At 48.9% G+C, this 19158-nt stretch carries 21 protein-coding genes; 15 read left to right on the top strand and 6 right to left on the bottom strand.

Features of this window, described 5'->3' with window-relative positions; all coding sequences use genetic code 11:
* Window positions 1–40 precede the first annotated feature (40 nt).
* Window positions 41–1699 carry an F-box/WD repeat-containing protein gene (locus tag ACOJUN_RS06870; protein WP_422135916.1) on the bottom strand — a complete coding sequence of 553 codons (1659 nt, stop codon included), beginning with the start codon at window positions 1697–1699 and terminating at the stop codon, window positions 41–43.
* A 60-nt stretch (window positions 1700–1759) separates the two neighbouring features.
* Here ACOJUN_RS06870 and ACOJUN_RS06865 point away from each other — a divergent pair, with 60 nt between their 5' ends.
* Entirely contained in the window at window positions 1760–2002 is a 243-nt protein-coding gene (locus ACOJUN_RS06865; RefSeq protein WP_422135915.1) for a hypothetical protein, read from the top strand.
* Window positions 2003–2385: 383 nt separating this feature from the next.
* Here the strand turns inward: ACOJUN_RS06865 and ACOJUN_RS06860 are convergent, their stop codons facing one another.
* Window positions 2386–2592, bottom strand: coding sequence for a hypothetical protein (locus ACOJUN_RS06860; RefSeq protein WP_317144466.1), 207 nt, complete (start codon window positions 2590–2592; stop codon window positions 2386–2388).
* A gap of 5 nt (window positions 2593–2597) precedes the next feature.
* Window positions 2598–2876 (bottom strand): BrnT family toxin, encoded by a 279-nt coding sequence (locus ACOJUN_RS06855; protein ID WP_422137048.1) that lies wholly within the window; start codon window positions 2874–2876, stop codon window positions 2598–2600.
* Between the two features lie 29 nt (window positions 2877–2905).
* Here ACOJUN_RS06855 and sigZ point away from each other — a divergent pair, with 29 nt between their 5' ends.
* The 4 genes from sigZ (at window position 2906) to ggt (ending at window position 7055) form a co-directional block, all read left to right on the top strand.
* Window positions 2906–3442 carry an RNA polymerase sigma factor SigZ gene (gene sigZ, locus ACOJUN_RS06850; RefSeq protein ID WP_422135914.1) on the top strand — a complete coding sequence of 179 codons (537 nt, stop codon included), beginning with the start codon at window positions 2906–2908 and terminating at the stop codon, window positions 3440–3442.
* A 166-nt stretch (window positions 3443–3608) separates the two neighbouring features.
* A complete protein-coding gene (locus ACOJUN_RS06845) occupies window positions 3609–4370 on the top strand; it encodes a glutathione S-transferase family protein (RefSeq protein WP_422135913.1) in 762 nt (253 codons plus the stop codon).
* Between the two features lie 120 nt (window positions 4371–4490).
* Window positions 4491–5186 (top strand): class I SAM-dependent DNA methyltransferase, encoded by a 696-nt coding sequence (locus ACOJUN_RS06840; RefSeq protein WP_422135912.1) that lies wholly within the window; start codon window positions 4491–4493, stop codon window positions 5184–5186.
* 102 nt (window positions 5187–5288) lie between these two features.
* Complete coding sequence (ggt, locus tag ACOJUN_RS06835) at window positions 5289–7055, top strand: gamma-glutamyltransferase (protein ID WP_422135911.1); 1767 nt, start codon at window positions 5289–5291, stop codon at window positions 7053–7055.
* A 63-nt stretch (window positions 7056–7118) separates the two neighbouring features.
* On the opposite strand, the gene ACOJUN_RS06830 is transcribed toward ggt, so the two are convergent.
* Complete coding sequence (locus tag ACOJUN_RS06830; protein WP_422135910.1) at window positions 7119–7337, bottom strand: hypothetical protein; 219 nt, start codon at window positions 7335–7337, stop codon at window positions 7119–7121.
* 301 nt (window positions 7338–7638) lie between these two features.
* On the opposite strand from ACOJUN_RS06830, the gene ACOJUN_RS06825 reads away from it, so the two are divergent.
* The 3 genes from ACOJUN_RS06825 to ACOJUN_RS06815 all read left to right on the top strand — a co-directional run bounded on the left by ACOJUN_RS06825 (window position 7639) and on the right by ACOJUN_RS06815 (window position 11243).
* Window positions 7639–9663 (top strand): ATP-binding protein, encoded by a 2025-nt coding sequence (locus ACOJUN_RS06825; protein ID WP_422135909.1) that lies wholly within the window; start codon window positions 7639–7641, stop codon window positions 9661–9663.
* 35 nt (window positions 9664–9698) lie between these two features.
* Window positions 9699–10019: a FitA-like ribbon-helix-helix domain-containing protein gene (locus ACOJUN_RS06820; protein WP_422135908.1), complete on the top strand. Its 321-nt coding sequence runs from the start codon at window positions 9699–9701 to the stop codon at window positions 10017–10019.
* Window positions 10020–10112: 93 nt separating this feature from the next.
* Entirely contained in the window at window positions 10113–11243 is a 1131-nt protein-coding gene (locus ACOJUN_RS06815; RefSeq protein ID WP_422135907.1) for a hypothetical protein, read from the top strand.
* Window positions 11244–11303: 60 nt separating this feature from the next.
* Here ACOJUN_RS06815 and ACOJUN_RS06810 read toward each other — a convergent pair whose 3' ends face one another.
* Together ACOJUN_RS06810 and ACOJUN_RS06805 are read right to left on the bottom strand one after the other, a co-directional pair.
* Window positions 11304–12350: a hypothetical protein gene (locus tag ACOJUN_RS06810; protein ID WP_422135906.1), complete on the bottom strand. Its 1047-nt coding sequence runs from the start codon at window positions 12348–12350 to the stop codon at window positions 11304–11306.
* Between the two features lie 242 nt (window positions 12351–12592).
* A complete protein-coding gene (locus ACOJUN_RS06805; protein ID WP_422135905.1) occupies window positions 12593–14308 on the bottom strand; it encodes a sugar phosphorylase in 1716 nt (571 codons plus the stop codon).
* 193 nt (window positions 14309–14501) lie between these two features.
* Between ACOJUN_RS06805 and galU the strand changes: the two genes are divergently transcribed.
* The 7 genes from galU (at window position 14502) to ACOJUN_RS06770 (ending at window position 19047) form a co-directional block, all read left to right on the top strand.
* The gene (galU, locus tag ACOJUN_RS06800; protein ID WP_422135904.1) at window positions 14502–15332 is read left to right on the top strand and encodes a UTP--glucose-1-phosphate uridylyltransferase GalU; all 831 of its coding nucleotides are present in this window, start codon (window positions 14502–14504) and stop codon (window positions 15330–15332) included.
* 25 nt (window positions 15333–15357) lie between these two features.
* Window positions 15358–16230, top strand: coding sequence for an HAD-IIB family hydrolase (locus ACOJUN_RS06795; RefSeq protein WP_422135903.1), 873 nt, complete (start codon window positions 15358–15360; stop codon window positions 16228–16230).
* A gap of 59 nt (window positions 16231–16289) precedes the next feature.
* A complete protein-coding gene (locus ACOJUN_RS06790; RefSeq protein WP_422135902.1) occupies window positions 16290–17501 on the top strand; it encodes a glycosyl transferase in 1212 nt (403 codons plus the stop codon).
* A 112-nt stretch (window positions 17502–17613) separates the two neighbouring features.
* Window positions 17614–18057 (top strand): hypothetical protein, encoded by a 444-nt coding sequence (locus tag ACOJUN_RS06785; protein WP_422135901.1) that lies wholly within the window; start codon window positions 17614–17616, stop codon window positions 18055–18057.
* Window positions 18058–18148: 91 nt separating this feature from the next.
* Entirely contained in the window at window positions 18149–18364 is a 216-nt protein-coding gene (locus tag ACOJUN_RS06780; RefSeq protein ID WP_422135900.1) for a hypothetical protein, read from the top strand.
* The gene (locus ACOJUN_RS06775; RefSeq protein ID WP_422137047.1) at window positions 18364–18564 is read left to right on the top strand and encodes an efflux RND transporter permease subunit; all 201 of its coding nucleotides are present in this window, start codon (window positions 18364–18366) and stop codon (window positions 18562–18564) included. Before ACOJUN_RS06780 ends, ACOJUN_RS06775 begins: the two co-directional genes overlap by 1 nt.
* Window positions 18565–18597: 33 nt before the next feature.
* On the top strand, window positions 18598–19047 hold the full coding sequence (locus tag ACOJUN_RS06770) for a DUF411 domain-containing protein (protein WP_422135899.1): 450 nt from the start codon (window positions 18598–18600) through the stop codon (window positions 19045–19047).
* Window positions 19048–19158 lie beyond the last annotated feature (111 nt).

The following is a 19158-nucleotide window of genomic DNA, read 5'->3' as shown; positions in this document are numbered from 1 at the left end:
ATCAAAACATTGCGTAAGCAAAAATACGCTCATTGGATCATTAATCCTTCTTCCATAGTTCAGTGATTCTCAGCGAGTATTCGTGACCGATGGCCGCCACATTTCGGCTATCGGCGCTGAAGCAGGCTGCGTTGAATCGTATACTGTTATGAACGGCGGTTTTTTGCAGCCATGATCCATCGGCCTGCTGGCCAAGGATTCTCACCATACCATCGTCACTGTACGTCACCAGATGACAAGCGTCGGGACTGAAGGCGGCTGAGAGGATCTTATCCTTATGGACAATGTTGGCTTTTGGTTGCCATGAGCCGTCGGTTTGCAGGCTATGGATTTTTGCTTTGGCATCATCACCGATGGTCAAGACATGCTGGCAATCGGCACTGAAGCTTGCCGATTTGACCCCCCCATGGTGGACAATGCAGGCTTTTTGTTCCCATGATCCAGCATTCTGGCTATAGATTTTCGCCGTACCATCATCACTGGCGGTCATCAAATGGAGGCTGTCAGGGCTGAAGTTAGCTGATTTGATCGACTGATCATGTTCAATCGAACCCATTTCTTTCCATGATCCATCAGCCTGCAGGTCAAAGATTATCGCTGTGTGAGCGTAAGTTGTGATGACCAGATGGCAGCTATCGGCACTCAAGTTGCCCGTGCGGATATTAAACCTGAAATTAATAGTGGATGTTACTACCCATGATCCGGCGGCTGACTGGCCATAGACTTCTAAAACATCATCCAGAGAACCGAAAACTACCAGGTGACGGCCATCGGAGCTGAGCTTGGCCGAATAGACCCCTTCGTCATGAATAGTGTCCTCTACCTGCCATGATCCATTGTCTTCCCGGTGGATGATTTTCACCGAATCTCTTAAACCGACGGTCACCACACGGCGGCCATCGGCACTGAATTTGGCTGAACTGAGCATATTCTCGTGGGAAATGCAGGCTTTTTCTTTCCATGATCCATCGTCTTCCAGACCGTAGATTTTTGCCTTGCCATCCCAACCGGCTGTGACCAGATAGCGGCCATCGGGGCTAAAAATGACTGAATCAACAGTATGATCATGGCTAATGGTGGCTTTTTTTTGCCATGATCCATTGGTCTGCAGGGAGTAAATTTTCGCTGATTTATCACGACTGGCAGTTGCCAGATGCTGGCCATCGAGACTTAAACTGGCGTGGTAGACAGTATCATCATGTCTAATTACGGCTTTTTCCACTAACTCAAATTCTTTACTTTGAGACATCAGTTTACTGTTGGTGAAAAGTAACTGAACAGGGAAATAAATATTCTTGCGTCGTTCAATGAGCGACTCGACAGTGCCCGTATTAGCCATTGGCTTAAACCAATCACGGAGTTGTTGCTCATCTTTTGTCTTAATAGTGGTTTTTAGCTGATATAGGTAGGGTGAAGGAAACCGGCGATTCCATGCTCTTCCCAAAGCGTTATTTTCTTTAACAAAATCATGAAAATATCGGCATACCTCTGCTAAACGGGTAATATCTCGAAAACCCAAACAGCGAATAATCTTTAATTGTGTTAATTCGGGTAAATGTAAAAACGGTGAGTTATTGTTGTGATATAGAGTAACGTCCCTGTCTGCACTGATACCCGCTGGTGCCTCCTCCGGTTGAGGCTGCAAAGGCGTTGGCGAGGGTGGTTCGTGTAGGTTGGAATTGCTGTCGATAGGGTTCATTCCTGATTGTCCCGTAACTTCAAAGTTAGTATTTATCCCGGCTTGGGAAGGGCATTTAAAATGGATCAGATCTGTTGGACCCGGCTTTATGGTGGAAGTTCAAAAAATATTGAGGTCAGAATAATGAAAGGCACGACTTATAAACGACTGTCCATACTGCCCGATCTGCCCCAACCCCTGTCGCACTGCCTCGGTAATCTGCCGCATTCAGGTTTTCAGCGGCAGTTGATCCTCGGCACTGGCCGCAGGGGCAATCAGGCCAGGCGGTTTGTTGTTAAAGTCATCCATGGTCCAGGAGCCTGACCGAGAATAGACTGCCCTACGCGGCAACTGCTCCTGCGTTGCTCTAGCTCCTGCATCCATGCAGTCGTGCGGCGGCAGCAAATTGGTCTGAAAATCCGCTTTTGTTCGTCAAATAGCTCGCTATTCTCCTCACAAAACCGAATTTTCATCCTCAATTTTCTGCCGTCCTCGCTACGGGGTCGCCTAGACGGGCGCTATTCTCGGTCAGGCTCCGAGTCAAACGCCCGCAAAGCCGAATCAGACGCTCGCTACTACGGAGTGAAAATGGACAACATCTTTTGGCAGGCCGGTATTATCTTGAGCTGATTAGGAATGTGCTGAGGGTTTGATTACCTGGCTCATTCGGCAACGGGGTGCCTTATATAGGGTACAGAACAATTTCTTTACCCATTTCCAGCTTCTTTCTTAGGGAGATTTGGATTTACCCGCTTAAAGCGTTTGAGTTGTTCTTCGGACAAAGGCTGTGCATCAGGGTCTTCCAATGCAGCCTCATGAAGTTCTTCTTCGGTCATTTCATCGAGAGCTTTTTTATCTTTGTACACATCAAGTTTTTGCCCTTTTACGTAGTCTACAGAGACTGTTTTTCCCATTGTGATCACCATGATTTATGCTGTTCATATAATCGACGCTCGTGCTTTTCAGCACGCCTCACCGAGATCAGCCTGGTTGAGGTTTCATTACTTCTCATTGTGTAGCATACATAAAGTGTATCCAACTCTTTATCCATACCAATGGTGATATACCGATCTTCCCCGTAAACTTCTTTGCCATCATGGGCTTCGATCCGGTAAGGATCATCGAATACAGATATACCCGCAATCAGAGACATCTTGTGCTTCCGTACTGGCGGTAAACTGTTACTTCCATGTTTAATTCCAACCCTTTCAACAGGCGCAGACTGTTATGGAAAATCACTGGCAGGAGCATAAAGTCCGGCTGCAACGCTATATAGCCCGTGAAGTGAGCGAACCATCGGCTGTGGATGACATTTTGCAGAATGTCTATCTCAAAGCGCATACTCATATTCATACACTCAAGTCTGAAGACAGAATGGGTAGCTGGCTCTACCGGATTGCACAAAATGCTGTCATGGATTACTACCGTCAGCAGAAGCCCTGGGATGAGTTACCAGACAGTCTTGCTGCCGGGGAAGAAGATGAAGCAGAGAGGGCCCATCAGGAGCTGGCCCGCTGCATGGTGCCTTTTATGGATGAGCTACCCGAGAAGTACCGGATTCCTCTGCAAATGTCAGAGTTGCAGGGCATGAGCCAAAAGCAGGTAGCAAAAGCCCTGGGTTTATCCCTGTCCGGTGCCAAGAGCCGTATTCAGCGTGGTCGGGTTCAGCTGAAAGAACGTTTTATTGCCTGCTGCGATATTGAAGTGGGCCGGGGCGGTGTGATGGACTATCGGCCTAAAAAAACCGGCTGTAAAAATTGCTGAGAACAACTATCAGCGAAAAAAACTTAGCCCTTCTCCTGCCTGTAACCAACTGGGCAAAATATTTTCACGATAAAAAAACATTTTTTTTGCGTCCTTTTTTCATACCTCGCGTCTTTATAGGTAACAGGCCGGTCTGACCGGTCATCGCTGAATCGAGGTATCGACCATGTTGAAAGTTATCAGCTTTAAAATCTGCCCATTTGTGCAACGCATTACCGGAATGCTGGAAGCCAAAAGTATTCCTTATGAAATCGAATACATCAGCCTGAGCGAAAAGCCCCGATGGTTTCTGGCTATTTCACCAAACGGCCAGGTACCTGTCATGGTCACTGAGAATGGCACAGCTTTGTTTGAATCCGATGCCATCGCCGAATACCTGGAAGAAGCTTATCCCCCACTGCTGCCTGGCTTGAGCGCAGAGCAGAAAGCACTGAATCGTGCCTGGAGCTACCTGGGCAGTAAACAGTACCTGGTTCAGTGCTCTGCACAGCGAAGTCAGGACGCTCAGGCTCTGATTGAACGCACTGAGAAGCTGGCCAGCGCCTTTGCCAAAGTGGAGAAGGGATTGGCTGAACAGCCATTCTTCAACAGTGATTCACTGGGCATGGTCGATCTGGCCTGGCTGCCCGTGTTGCATCGTGCCCATATCATTCAGGTGAACACAGGCTATGACTTCCTGGCTTTTTATCCTAAAACCAAAGCCTGGCAAAAAAGTCTGCTGGCGACCGGGCTGGCTGAAAAGAGTGTCTCCGATGACTTTATTGAAAAGTTCACAGGCTTTTATCTGTCTGAGGAAACCTTTCTTGGCCGCTGTGAACAGGGAGGGGAGTGCAATGCCTTTAATCTGGAAGAGTGCTGTATAGAAGCTGACTGCTGCAAGACAGAAGTTACGGCTTGTAAGGATTTCGTCAGTGGCTGCGGATGTTAAGCATGGGGGGCTGGTGGATCTCCTGTTTGAGTGGCATTCATTGGTGTTTGTTCGAATAGTGGCAATCGTTGTTCCTGATACACTTCTGGCCACAGAGAATAAGCGACAGAGAGTATCAGGATGAGCGAAATGTACGAAAAGTTCGCCAGGGATTACGAAAAAGCCATTATCGATAATATCTACAATGGCCATCTGGAGCGTCCATCATTAATCGCCATGCTGCCCGAACTGGGCGGAAAAAGTGTTCTGGATCTGGGGTGTGGACCGGGTGTCTATGCAGAGTATTTGATCAACCAGGGGGCAAAGGTGACTGCGATTGATGCCTCGCTGGAAATGGTTGAGATCGTCAAAGAGAAGTTGGGTGATAACGTTAGAACTTATGCACAGGATATTTCTCTTGGGCTGCCAGAAGAAAAAGAAGCCAGTTATGATGTTATTATCTGTCCTCTGACCGTGCATTACATTGAAGACCTTAGTGTACTGTTCGGTGATGTTAAGCGCCTGCTGAAAAATGGCGGCGTATTTATCTTTTCTACCCATCACCCGATAGTGGATTTTGAAGTGTCACCTTCAGGCAATTACTTTCAAAGAGAACTGATCACGGAAGAGTGGGATACTGTAGGTCATCCTGTTGAAGTAAGCTTCTATCGTCGTTCACTGACAGAGTGGTTTGAGAGTCTGGCTGCAGCAGATCTGTGTGTCACTCACCTGTCAGAAGGAAAGCCGTCGGAGCGCATGAAGTCTCTCTGCGCCGAGAGCTATAAGAAGTTATCCACAACGCCTAACTTTATCTTTTTTAAGTGTGAGGTCAGGTAGGCACCTTTTTAAACTGCTCAATTCCAAAAGTCATTGCACATTTGAGCCAAGACTGAAACCATCGTCCGACCTTATAAAAATTAATTGAAAGGAAGTCTTGCTATGTCTGGGGGAATGTTCAGACGGTATGTTATCACCGCCAGTCTTTTGGCTGCTTGCTTTAAGGTGCAGGCAGAGGCCGTGAGTCTGAGTGATGATCTGGCGCCTGAAGCAGCGACGGGATTTGAACAAAAGAGTCTGGTAAAAGCCAGCAAACATATGGTGGTAGCAGCCAACCCGCTGGCTGTGCAGGCAGGTGACGAAGTCCTTAGAAAACGTGGTTCGGCAGCGGATGCTGCGATTGCTGTTCAGTTGGTTCTGAATCTGGTTGAGCCCCAGTCGTCCGGAATTGGCGGAGGAGCCTTCACCCTTTACTTCGATGCCAAAAAGAACCGCCTGATCACTCTTGATGGCCGGGAAACAGCCCCTGTAGAGGCGACACCGACCTTGTTTCTGGACAGCGATGGCAAGCCGTTGCAATTCTATGATGCTGTGGTGGGGGGGCGCTCAGTCGGTACGCCAGGTACCGTCAAGCTGCTGGAAGAGATGCATCAGCGTTATGGTAAACGTCCATGGTCTGAGCTTTTCCAACCGGCCATTAAACTGGCTGAGGAAGGCTTTATCGTTTCTCCCAGGCTGGCCAGCTTGATTGCCAGGGATCAAAAAAGACTCAGCCGTTATTCGGGTACCCGTGAATACTTCTTTGATGAAAAAGGACAGCCGCTTCAGGCAGGCGCTGTTCTGAAAAATCCTGAGTTTGCCAGGACACTGAGGCTGATTGCCAAAGAAGGCTCAAAAGCCTTCTATGAAGGGAAGTTGGCGGACAGGATTGTCAAAACCGTCAGAGAGGCCGAGGGGAATCCCGGAGTGCTTTCAAAGAAGGATCTGAAAAACTATCAGGTAAAAGAGCGAACGCCGGTGTGTTCGGCCTATCGTCAATACTCTGTCTGTGGCATGGGACCTCCCAGCTCTGGCGCAACCACGGTGGGACAGATCCTGGGCATTTTGCAATCTTATGATCTGGCCAACCTGGGGGCGGATAATCCGGAATCCTGGCGCCTGTTTGCCGGTGCATCAAGGCTGGCTTTTGCCGACAGGGCCCGTTATTTGGCCGACAGTGACTATGTGCCCGTACCTGTTCAGGGGCTTCTGGACAGCCAATATCTGGCAGAGAGAGCCAGACAACTTCAGTCTGATCAGGCTCTAAAGACGGTTAAAGCAGGCAAACCCCTCTGGCAGCATGCTTCGCTTCAGGCCGATGATCAGTCCATTGAACTGCCTTCTACCAGCCATATTTCCATTGTCGATGCCGAGGGTAATGCGTTATCCATGACGGCGACTATTGAGAATGGTTTTGGCTCCCGTTTAATGGTGGGCGGTTTCCTGCTGAACAATGAGATGACGGACTTCTCTTTTTCCAGCCATGACAATGGTACGCCCATTGCCAATCGCGTTGAACCTGGTAAAAGACCAAGGTCTTCTATGGCGCCCACCATGGTTATGGATAAAAAGGGACAGCCTTATATGGTGCTTGGTTCACCCGGCGGAAGTCGTATAATCAGCTATGTTGCCAAAACCCTGGTCGCACATATTGACTGGGGAATGGACATTCAGGAAGCCATTGCTCTGCCCCATAAGCTGAACCCTTTTGGCGTTTATGAGCTGGAGCAGGATACCGAAGCAGAGCGTCTGAAGTCGGCACTGGAAAAGCTCGGCTACTCCGTCAAGGTGCGGGAACTGAACAGTGGCCTGCACGGCATTGTGATCACGGACAAAGGCCTTGAAGGTGGCGCTGACCCCCGTCGTGAGGGAGTAGCGATGGGGATTTGAACGAAATTAAGGGGGTAATCCCGCTTCTTTAGGAGGGTGTCGCAAAACTTCAACAGCTCGTTCTCACGCTCTGAAGTCGTCATTCCCGCGAAGGCGGGAATCCAGCGCCAACGGTGGATCTCTGCCTTCTCGGGGATGACAAGGCCAGGGGGACACCGGGCAGTAGGGTTCTGGTGGAGAGTCAGTGTGGATTCCCGCCTTCGCGGGAATGACGAGAATGAAGCCGGGAATGACGAGAATGAAGCCGGGAATGACGAGAATGAAGCCGGGAATGACTGGCAATGACGGGAGTCAACGCGTTCCCACGCCGGAGAGAGTTTTGCGACACCCTCTTAGAGGCGGGGAGTGTCAGAGACTCCAGCAAATTACATTCCTGATGAAACAGTGATACCCGTCTGACATTTTCTGATGTTTTGTAATAGTCATTCCAGTAACTCTGTCTATACTGCCTTCTCAAGCAACGGGTGCAGAACAGGTTTTATTTTGCTGTGCATCTTTTCTCACTGAGCGAAAAATCACTTTGTTTGATGCTATCTTCAATCCGTGAAAAACAACAATGCGGGCTGCTTCCAAGGGAGTGCCAATGAGCCTTCATACAAATCTTGCCGGAAGGTTACGTAATACTAATCTGCCGAAAACTCATGGTCTGCTGCCGGTTTTTGAAGCCGTGGTCAACTCGATTCAGGCCCTTGAAGAAGCAGATGGGCTGGCCGAAGGTCAGATTACTCTTGAGATTATTCGTAACCCTCAACAACAAATGCACCCCGGAAAAGGGGCTGAAAAAGAAATCATCAAAGGCTTTACCATTACCGATAATGGAGTTGGATTTAACGCAGCCAACATGGAGTCCTTTGAAACCCTGGACTCAGATCACAAGATCGGAAAGGGTTGCCGGGGCATCGGGCGTTTGATGTGGTTGAAAGCCTTCGACACCGCCGAAGTAGAAAGCGTTTTCTGTCAAGAAGGAAAGCTTTATCAGCGAAACTTTTCTTTTTCATCCCGGCAGGGTGTTCAGACAGAGTCGCCGGTGGCGGTTCATGACCAGAAAGTACGGACGGTGCTAAAACTGGACGGGTTTGACAAAGAGTATTACGCGAGTTGCCGTAAAACCCCGTTGAGTATTGCCGAGGCTCTGCTGGAACATTGCCTGTGGTATTTCGTCAGAAGCCCGGCAACGCCAAACATTATTGTAAAGGATGGTACCGAAAGCATTTCTCTCAGCGACATTTACGATCGCTGCATGCACTCTGCTGCAACGGCAGAACAAGTCAGTCTGAAGGGCTATGTTTTTGAACTGAATCACATTAAGTTTCGGGCTGGAGTGAACAAAAACCACCCCATGTTCCTCTGTGCGGCTAACCGTGTTGTTAAAGAAGAGTCTATTGGCAAAAAGGTACCCGGGCTCTTTGGCACTCTATCCGATGATGCGGGTGAGTTTACCTACGCCTGCTATGTCACCTCAGACTATCTTGATGAGCATGTCCGTTCTGAAAGAACGGCATTTGATATCGCTGAAACGATTGAGGATCTTATCAGTGATCAGGAGATTTCCCTCAGCGAAATCCGGGAAGCGGTCGTAGAGAAAACCAGAGAATACCTTTCCGATTACCTCCACGACAACATGAAAGCAGGCAAGGAGCGGGTGAATACCTTTGTTGCTCAGAAAGCGCCACGGTACCGTTCAATTATGAGCCATATGGATGAGCGTGAACTTGTGGTTGACCCCAGAATATCGGACAAGGAGCTTGAGTCCCTTCTCCACAGGCACTACTACGAGGCCGAAAAAAGCCTGATGGAAGAAGGGCATGAAATTATGAATCCGGCGGTAGAAAGCAATCTGGAAGATTATCAAAACCGACTGAGTGACTACCTGAGAAAAGCACAGGACTTCAAACAGTCAGACCTGGCCAACTACGTCACTCACCGCCGGACAATCATCGATTTGCTGGAAAAGTATATTGAGCGGTTGGATGACGACAAGTACGCTCGTGAGGATTTAATCCATCAGTTGATTATGCCAATGCGTAAGGATTCCACGCAGACACCGTTTGATGCCTGTAATCTCTGGCTGATTGATGAACGACTCGCGTTTCATGACTATCTGGCCTCAGACAAGCCTTTGGGTTCCATGCCTGTTACCGGTGACATTTCTGGAAAAGAGCCAGACCTGTGTGCGTTAAATGTCTGTGATAATCCTATTCTGGTGTCCGATAAAAAAGCCTTGCCGCTGGCATCCGTTACTGTGGTCGAGATCAAACGGCCCATGCGAAACGATGCCCGAGAGGGAGAAAATAAAGATCCTATCGAGCAGGCTTTGAGCTATTTGGATCGTATTCGTGAAGGCCAGGCGAAAACGGCGAGTGGCAGGCTGATACCCAATTCACGGGATATACCAGGCTTTTGCTACGTCATCTGTGATTTAACGCCATCAGTTGTGCAGCGTTGCCGAATCTTCGACCTCACGCCAACCCATGACCACATGGGGTATTTTGGATACAGTAAAAGTTACGGTGCCTTTATCGAAGTTATTTCTTATAACCGGCTGGTACAGTCGGCGAAGGAAAGGAACAAAGCATTCTTCGACAAACTGGGCCTGCCATCCACTTAACCTTGACACAGAGTGTGCTCTGCAGGAGTGAAACTATGGCAATGATGACGCTTGGAAATATCCCGGATGAGCTCTACAGTGCTCTGAAGGCCAGGGCTAAGCAAAATAACCGGAGCCTGGTTGCCGAGGTTCGGAATATTCTCAAAGAGGTTCTTCAACCTGAGGATCGGCTGTTGATGGGTGATGCCCTGGTCAATGCCGGGCGAGACATCGGCCTGACGGACGAGGAAGTTGATGCGCTGGAGTCTGACCGGGATAAGACACCAGCGGAACCGCTGAAGTTACAACTCGTTCCCACGCTGGATAGAGTTTTGCGACACGCTCTCAAAGCACGGGGTTTTAAACTCATTCGATAAAACTACCAATCAAGCTCAGAAAACGCTTATTTTCTTGATCTATCACTTTCTCAATCTACCCTTACTCTCTACAAGTCAGAGCACACGGATAGAATGATGGGCAACTCAATCTTTGCGGCATTGTTTTTACTGTCAGTGCTGTTATCTGTCGTCTATCAGGCTGAGTCGTCGACAAGACATTTTGTTGTCGATTTTCAAAAGGATGATGCAGGTTCTCCGATCCAGAGCTTTTCTATAAAACGTGATTTCAATACTCTGTCGTATACCTCGTCAGACATGGTCGACACAAACGGCTATGCGGGGTTAGGTATTGAGTCCCTTGCATGGCTACCTGCAGGAGCGTTTGTTGCTCTTGGCTGGCTTTTGAAAAACTATTGGAACTCCGATCCATCACTGCTTATCCCAATGGATCAACTGGAAGCCAGTCAGGATGACCGGCCTGCAATCATCACCATGATGCTTCCCGGGAATAGCCAACAAAAAAATGACCAACAAAACCCGCCATCAACATCATCCGGTCAGCAAGCCACAGGTGGGTCAACCAGTGCCCAGATTAAAGGCTATGCCAGCGGCTCCCAGCTTTCTGGCTCTGACGGCGATGACAGAAACCCTGAACCACAACAGCATACCTTCGATTACAATTGTCACTTTGGTTCCTGTCACGGTATTTGTAAACTCCGATCACCAACTGGCATCTTGGCGAGGCCGAGAGCAGCCAGTAAATCTATCAGGAGAGGTCGTGATCCCGCCAGGGGATTTGTCTGTGATGTGCAGATGAAAACGAGCAGTGGTGAGCGGGCGCCCTGCGGGATTCGCTGCAGAGATAGGGAGAGGCTGTCAGAACACAAAATGCGATACCACACTGCGCCACTATTCTGTGATGTGATAGTGGTCGGGGGAGATGGTGAGCAGCGAGTATGCGGAGAAGTTCTTCATGTACTAGAGCAGGAGGATCACAACGACAGTAGATACCATGACGACGAATTGGATATTAGATGGTCGGATCCCAACAGAAGCCATCAGGTTCCCGGGTCAGTATTTTGTGACGTGATCCTATACGTGAATTTTGACGAGGGTCGCGTACATCGGATGACGCAGCAACTATGCGGGAGGATCTTCGAGAGTGAAGAAGGGCTGCTTCGTCACATAAGCAGACGCCACCAGGGATGCCATCACAGATGGAAAGACATAAGACCACCGGCAAACCTCCGGTGGCGTTTTTAACCCCATATCAGCGCCGCACTTTTGCGACAGTCTTAAGAGTGAGGGGCAGTCTATTCCCGATCAGCCTCCATGCTTTATTGTGGCGCCATTATTGTTGTTCGGATTATCGGGCCTGCGTCTTTGATGTATTCTTTTATGCCACATCAGGCCCCGAGCAGTCCTGAAGCCAAGTCCGCATGGCCACCGTCGACCATTGCAAATGGCGACTGTTACGTAACAGGTGTGTTGCCTGTGTTTTCTTCTTTTGTGATCCTTCAGGGCTGTATTACTCTGGCAGATTTGCCCGCATGCTCGCTGCCGACCACCCTCCCCGAACACTGTCACTTTACAGGTGTGTTGTTGCACGAGAGGGCTCTGTCGATCGAAGTCTTCATTGGGCGTTGAGCTTTGTTTCGGTCTTGCACCTGATTGTCGGAATTTACAAACGCCATTACAGTTATCTGCGAAACAATTTAAACCCAAAGTATGTTGGTGTTGTTCAGGGACTTCGTCTCCACCGTCAGAGTCAGAATACTGGCGGCTGGTGATAGTGCCTCTGAACCCTGAGGTTGTTCCTGAGGCTTGCCGGGTCGATGATTCCGATAGTTGGCCTTGTTGTTGGTTATCTCCGGAGCTGAGCGTCATAGTGTTGATCATAAACGGATAATCCTGGCTCGACTCTTGTTGTCCAATCGGGTTGAACATCGGTGAATCGGAGTTCCAATAGTTGCTTAAAAACAAACCGACAGTGATAAACGATTCTAAAGGTAGCCGTGAATAAGTTTTGGAGCTTTGTGTGTCATGGCTGGTCAGGATCAGTTCGTAAGCAACCAGCCACTGGGAGGCGTAAAGCAAATGCCACGAAACCGACTCAATAATGATCGTTATTAGCCCGAAAATACCGGGTCCGAAGGGTGTATCATTTGCCGGGGAATCCTGGTCTGAATGACCGTTGTTGCTGGCAATGATTGAAGGAGTGTTCGTCAAAGTATGCGGGTCATGCTGTTTGATAGAAAAGCTTTTGTCTGGAGAACCTGCATCCTGTTCAAGCTCGACAACAAAGTGTCTTATTGACGCCTGGCAGGCGATAGACAGCAACAGCAGTGCTGCAAAGAGTGGGCGTTTCACTTTATTGTTACATCCTGGTTTACCGTTGAGAGAGTGTAGACCATGGAAATAAGCGTGCTTTCTGGCAAAGAGATTCTGTTAAAAACGCATAGAAGTACTTATCGTTTTTTGTGTCCCAAGAGTGTGATCACGAGCCATTCGAAGGTTAGATAGATGACTTCGGTGATTTATTTAAACGACTATTGTCTTTTGTTAGCCCCGGAGCGCCTGGCAAAAAATATCACCCTCGATTGGGCGAGGGTTTACGGCGTTTTTGCTAACCACAATACCTGATAGGGCTTGAGTTGCAGGTCCTGTATGGTCCCACTGCCCAGTAAATCGGACCAGCCGACATAGTCTGGCTGGTTCAACGTTTGATGGGCCGATGTCAGGTTGTGTATAGCCACCAGTTTCCGGCGGCCACAGGGAGATGTTCGCAAGAATGCAAAAATCCCCGGCGCCATATCCAGAATGGTTTGGGAGGCATTGGGATGAAAGCAGGGCTCCTGTTTGCGAACTTTGATGTGATTCAACAACGAATGGAAAACCAGTGACCGAATCGAAACCGGGTTTTCCAGCTCAGGCAATAATTCTTCCAGTAACCACTTGCGGCGATTGATCGAGCGGGTTCTGCCACTACTCTCGACGCCTGCCAAATCATTGTGTGTGGCAAACAGGCTGTGTATGTAAAAAGCAGGTATTCCGCGCATCCCCAGCATGATGAGCTGGGAGCAGAGAAATCGCTGCACTTGCCATTGGTCCTCACCCCTTCTCGTCCCTTTCATGGCATCAAACAGGGCAATATTGATCTCATAAGGTGATTCAGTGTTGTCCGAAAGGGTGCGCATGCTGACGAACCCCCCAAAACGGTGCATGCTGTCGATCAGCTCTGAAACTTCATTTTCCGGGATCACCCCCGTCAGCGGACGCAGGCCTATGCCATCATGAGAGGCAGTAAAGTTCAGAACGGTACAACTCTCGGGGTAATCGGGCAGGTTACGGGCCCATTGCACAAGGTATTTTTCTGTGCCCCGATTGAGTGCATGCAATATCAGGGGCGGCAGGGCAAATTGATAAACCATGTGTGCCTCATCCTGTTCCCCGAAATAACTGATGTTCTCCTCGTGGGGGACATTGGTTTCGGTCAGCAGCGTACTGCCAGGACAGGCTCTCTCCATAATCAGTCGGAACAGTTTCACGATGGCATGGGTCTCGGGCAGGTTTATGCAGTGAGTGCCCGGTTTCTTCCAGAGAAAAGCAACGGCATCCAACCTGACTACCATGGTGCCGCGGGCCAGATAAAAGAGCAGGACATCTACCATCTGTATCAGCACATCGGGGTTTTTAAAGTTCAGATCCATCTGATCTTCACTGAAGGTGGCCCAGACGTGTTTCAGCCCTCGCCTTGTATGAATAGGCACCAGCAGGGGGGAGTTTCTTGGGCGGGTCACTTCACTGAGATCAGTCTCCGGGTCTTCTTCAATAAAGTAATCCCGGCCGGGCTGATGACCACTGACAAAGTCGGCAAACCAGAGACTTTCCCGGGAGACATGGTTAATCACCAGATCCGACATAAGCTGATAGTCACTGGCGATGGCTTCGATATCCTGCCAGCTTCCCAGCTGCTCATTGACCGACAGGTAATCAATCACAGAAAAGCCATCATCCGAGCTGTAGGGAAGGTAGGGAAGAATGTGAAGGGTATTAATAACCTCGTTCAGATAGCCATCAAGAAATCCCTTCAAGACCTGAAGAGGTGGCTGTTCACTTTTGTCATAGAGGGTGTCGCCATAGGTAATCAGAAAGATATCTTTTTCTGACCAGCCAGTGACTGTTTTGGGAGGGTTTTCATGAAGGTGATACTGAACTCTACGGACAATTCTGGCGGCTATCTCGCCCGCTTCCTGTCCATAAGGGAAGGTCAGAAGCTGAGTCATGGCCTGATGAAACTCATGGAAGGCTTTAGGATAACTTTGCACGATACATCTTCCCCTTTGGCAATGTTTTTTAGTACTTTTTCTTCTTTGCAGCAGGAGTCATGCCACTCCCGTATTTATAAAACCTTCAATCATTGTAAATGATGTTGACCCCGGCGGGTGGTTTTCTGAATTGGCACGACTTCTGCTTATAGCCTGATGAGATGCAAAACTTCTCAATAAGACGAGCAATAATATGATTAAAAAATGTCTGTTTCCTGTTGCGGGGTATGGAACCCGCTTTTTACCCGCCACCAAGTCCATGCCCAAGGAGATGCTGCCTATTGTTGATAAACCCCTGATTCAATATGGCGTAGAAGAAGCCATGCTGGCAGGTCTGACTGACCTGGGGTTTGTCAATGGCAGAAACAAACGGGCGATTCCGGATCATTTTGATATTAACTATGAGCTGGAAGCGGAAATCGCTGGCAGTGGCAAAGAAGAAAAACTGTCGACCATTCGAGAAGTGATGGCGGCCTGTACTTTTTCCTATACTCGACAGAACCAGATGCAGGGGCTGGGGCATGCCATTCTCTGCGGACGAACTCTTATGGGCGATCAGCCTTTTGGTGTGGTGCTGGCCGATGATCTCTGTATTAACGACAGTGGTCCGTTGGTTATGTCGCAGTTGGTCAATCTTTACAAGCAGTTTCGTTGCACCATTCTGGCTGTTCAGGAAGTGCCCGAATCCGAAGTCGATAAATACGGTGTGATTGCCGGTGAAGCCCTGAGCGATAACCTGATCCGTGTGACCGATATGGTGGAAAAACCAGCCCCTTCGCAAGCACCCAGTAATCTGGCAGTGATTGGACGTTATGTCCTGACACCGGATATTTTCGACATTATTGAGAACACTGAACCCGGAATAAACGGAGAAGTGCAGCTGACTGACGCCATTCTGACTCAGGCCAGACAGGGCTGTGTTATTGCCTGCAAGTTTGAAGGTGAGCGCTTTGACTGTGGCAGTGTCAGTGGTTTTGTCGAGGCCACCAATACCATCTACCAAAAACGTCTGGACAGAGTTTGAGTCGATGTTCAACAGCAAAAAGGCGATGACGAAGCTGGTCATATTTTCCGACCTCGATGGTACCTTGCTGGATCATGATAGCTACAGCTGGGCGGGGGCAAAACCCGCTTTGGACCGGTTGAGAGAGCAAAATATTCCGGTTGTTTTCAATACCAGCAAAACCCTCAGTGAGGTACTGCCTCTGCAACTGGAGATGGCTCTGGATCATCCATTTATTACCGAAAACGGAATGATTACCACCATCCCGGCTCACTACTTTCAGTCGTCTGATACTGACAAGAATACCCATTACTTCCATGGTCAACCCTACAAGGCGATACGCAGGGTACTGAAACAGTTTCGCGAGCAGTACGGCTTCCGGTTCAGGGGCTTTGGCGATTGCTCTCATAGTGAAATAGCCGATCTCTCCGGGCTAAGCCTGGAGGAGGCTAAACTGGCAGCAGACCGAAAAGCCAGTGAACCTTTGGTCTGGGAAGACAGTGATAAGGCATTGGAGCAGTTTGAAAGGCAGCTTGCTGAAGAAGGATTACAACTGACCCGGGGTGGGCGTTTCTATCACGTATCCGGCAAGGGGGATAAGGGTTCGGCGGCGAAGAAACTGTTCAAACACTACCTGAAAAACTTTCCGGAGTGGACGTGGATATCCATGGGTCTGGGCGACAGCTTCAACGATCTGCCCATGCTGGAAGTAGTCGATATTCCTGTTCTTGTAAGTTCTGAAAAAAGTAAACAGCCCATTACAGAACATCTGTCTAATATTAAGTACACAAAATCAGTCGGGCCTGAAGGTTGGAATGAAGCGGTATTGGAGGTTCTTGATTCTCTTCAGGAAGGTCATGAGCCAGTCTGTCCTCCAAAAGACGGCTCTATAAAAGACTGCTCTTTACAAGACGGGTGAGCTGGACTGCAGAGTGTGATCAGAGCATAAAGCGCTAACGAAAAGAAGGGAAAGCATTTATGGGCGATTTTTACCAGAATGGCACTATCACCAATTTCCATAATTTGAGAGTACGTTCGGTTGAAGATATGGAGCAGGAGCTGCAGGCCTTTTCCCGCCAGCGCCCTATGTCTCTGGTCTTGCCTTCGCTGTTCTCCGAGCTGCAGGGACCAGCCTTGAATAATATTGTTCAGGAGCTTAGCCAGGTGGGTTATCTTTCCGAGATTGTTATAGGCCTGGATAGAGCCAACGAAAAAGAATTTTCCTATTCAAGAGACTTTTTTGCCCAGCTGAATCAGCATCACCGGATTCTATGGCAGGATGGCCCCGGACTTCGTGAAATTGACCGTCTGCTTGAAAGTAAGGGGTTGGCGCCTAAAGAGGCTGGTAAAGGAAGAAACGTCTGGTACTGCTACGGTTATGTGCTGGCTTCAGCCAAGTCAGAAGCAGTGGCTCTGCACGACTGTGATATCGTGACCTACCAGAGAGATCTGCTGGCCAGGCTACTCTATCCGGTAGCTAATCCTGCGTTTAGCTATGATTTTTGCAAGGGCTATTATGCAAGAGTCGCTGATAACAAACTTAATGGCAGGGTCAGCCGTCTTCTGGTGACGCCTCTGTTGCGAGCCCTGAAAAAAATTCTTGGCCCTATGGACTATCTGGAATACCTCGACAGTTTTCGTTATCCCCTGGCCGGTGAGTTTTCCATGCGAACCAGTGTTTTCAATGACATCCGGATTCCCAGCGACTGGGGTCTGGAAATAGGGGTACTGTCAGAAGTTAAGAGAAACTATTCCAATAAACGGCTGTGTCAGGTTGATATTGCCGATGTTTATGATCACAAACATCAGCCTCTATCGGAAGAAGATCGCAATGCCGGTCTGTCGAAAATGAGCCACGATATTATCAAGGCCGTGTTCAGGAAGCTGGCGACCAACGGGGTTCAGTTCAATACTGAAACCTTCCGCACGATCAAAGCGACTTATTACCGGGTAGCACTGGATTTCATCGAGTCTTATTACGATGATGCGATGATGAATGGCCTGCATGTCGATCGTGATACGGAAGAGCGAGCCGTTGAACTCTTTGCCAGAAACATTATGGCAGCAGGGCAACACTTTTTGGAAAACCCCATGGAAAGGCCTTTTATTCCCAGCTGGAACCGGGTGATGTCCGCTGTCCCTGATATTTTGGAGCGTCTCTATGATGCAGTAGAAGAAGACAATGCCTGATTAAAGCGCACAGAATAGTCTTGAATCATCACTCATTCAGCTTTTCAAGGGTTGACCTTCCAGTTACTGGATGGTTTAAGTTGGAAAGCTGAACCATAATCTCCTGAATTCTATGTCCATCCTTCACCTGAACCTGAAACACAGGCAGAACATTGGCACAGCAATGATTGCCCTGCTGATGTTTTTGCTGTTGCAGGTTTGCCTGATGGAGTCGTCACAGGCTATGGTTGCTGACCAGTCAGACATGCCCACGACGATGTCATCCAATGCTTCCGGCATGGCTGACGGTTTGTCCGCAGATCATGACTGTTGTGCTCCTTCCCCGGCAGAGCAACTGCAGAAAGCGAATCAGGCCTGTCCAGACTGCGATTCTGAGGATCGCTATATCCCGTTTTCTCACCCGGACAGTAAGCCGACTTTTACCCTGCTTTATATTGTTGCAGAGTTGATTGTGCTGGACGCTGAACCGTCGCAGGACTGGATTTCTGCACCCCCATCTTCAGTACAGCGCTCCCAGCCTGATATCTATCTGGCCAATGTCTCCTTTCTGGAATAGCATTTCATAAATATCGTCGTTTAAAAAACAGAGTGAAACGTTGATTTTTCAGTGTCCCCTGCATGGGATTGGCACGGCTGTGGAGACAAACATGCAACTGAAACGGATTATGGTATCCGCTGCATGGCTGATATTGGTATCGGCAGGAGTCAGTGCAGGCCGCCTGACTCTATCTCAAGCCGAGCAAAAAGCTCTGGCTGCTGATCCAATGATTCAAGCCTATGAAAAACAGTCCAGGCAAGGCAAAAAAAGTCAGCAGGATCTGATCAGTGCCGAGCTTACATCCCCTGCCGCAGGCCCATTGTGATGACCGTTTGCACCATTCTCTTCGGTCTTATACCGGTCATGCTCAATAATGGCACTGGTTCCGAAGTCGTGCAGCGCATAGCTAGCCTGATGATCGGTGGCATTGTCAGCTCACTGGTGGTGACTCTCGTGCTGGTGCCTGCCGTCTATTTTCTATGGCACAGCCGGGAAAAGGTTCTGACCGCTCAGATCAATCAATGAATTATGAAACACTTGAAAAAGGAGAGTGAAACCATGAAAAAGCTGAAAGCCCTGTTCCTGGGAACTGCTGTTCTAATGTCGTTTATGCTGGCCAAGGCCGAGGAGTCATTACCGACAGTCATGCTCTACAAAACCCCTGCCTGTGGTTGTTGCAAACAGTGGGCGAAACACATGGAAGAGAATGGCTTTAAGGTCATGTCCCATGATGTGCCGAACACAGCCACGTATCGAGCCAGGGCCGGTATTCCGAAAGGAATGGAGTCTTGCCATACAGCCTTTATCGGTGATTATGCCATTGAAGGTCATGTCCCGGCTGCAGACATCAAGCGTTTGCTAAGTGAAAAGCCTGCTGGTGTGAATGGTCTGACTGTTCCGGGTATGCCTCTGGGATCGCCAGGTATGGAGTACGGTGATCGCAAAGATCCTTATCAGGTGATCGGTTTCACCAAGGATGGCAACACGAGTGTATTTGCCAATCATTAATCATGTCGCGATCCAAAGAAGCTCTTTTATGAGCTTCTTTGGGTGGCAGGGTTGAAATGAGTTATCCCCAATTCACGTAACGGGTGTCTAAAACTTGATAGTTGACTGCTC

It is taken from the genome of Endozoicomonas sp. ALD040, assembly GCF_049275945.1.
GTDB lineage: Bacteria > Pseudomonadota > Gammaproteobacteria > Pseudomonadales > Endozoicomonadaceae > Endozoicomonas_A.
This window is presented reverse-complemented; position numbering and strand designations above follow the sequence as displayed.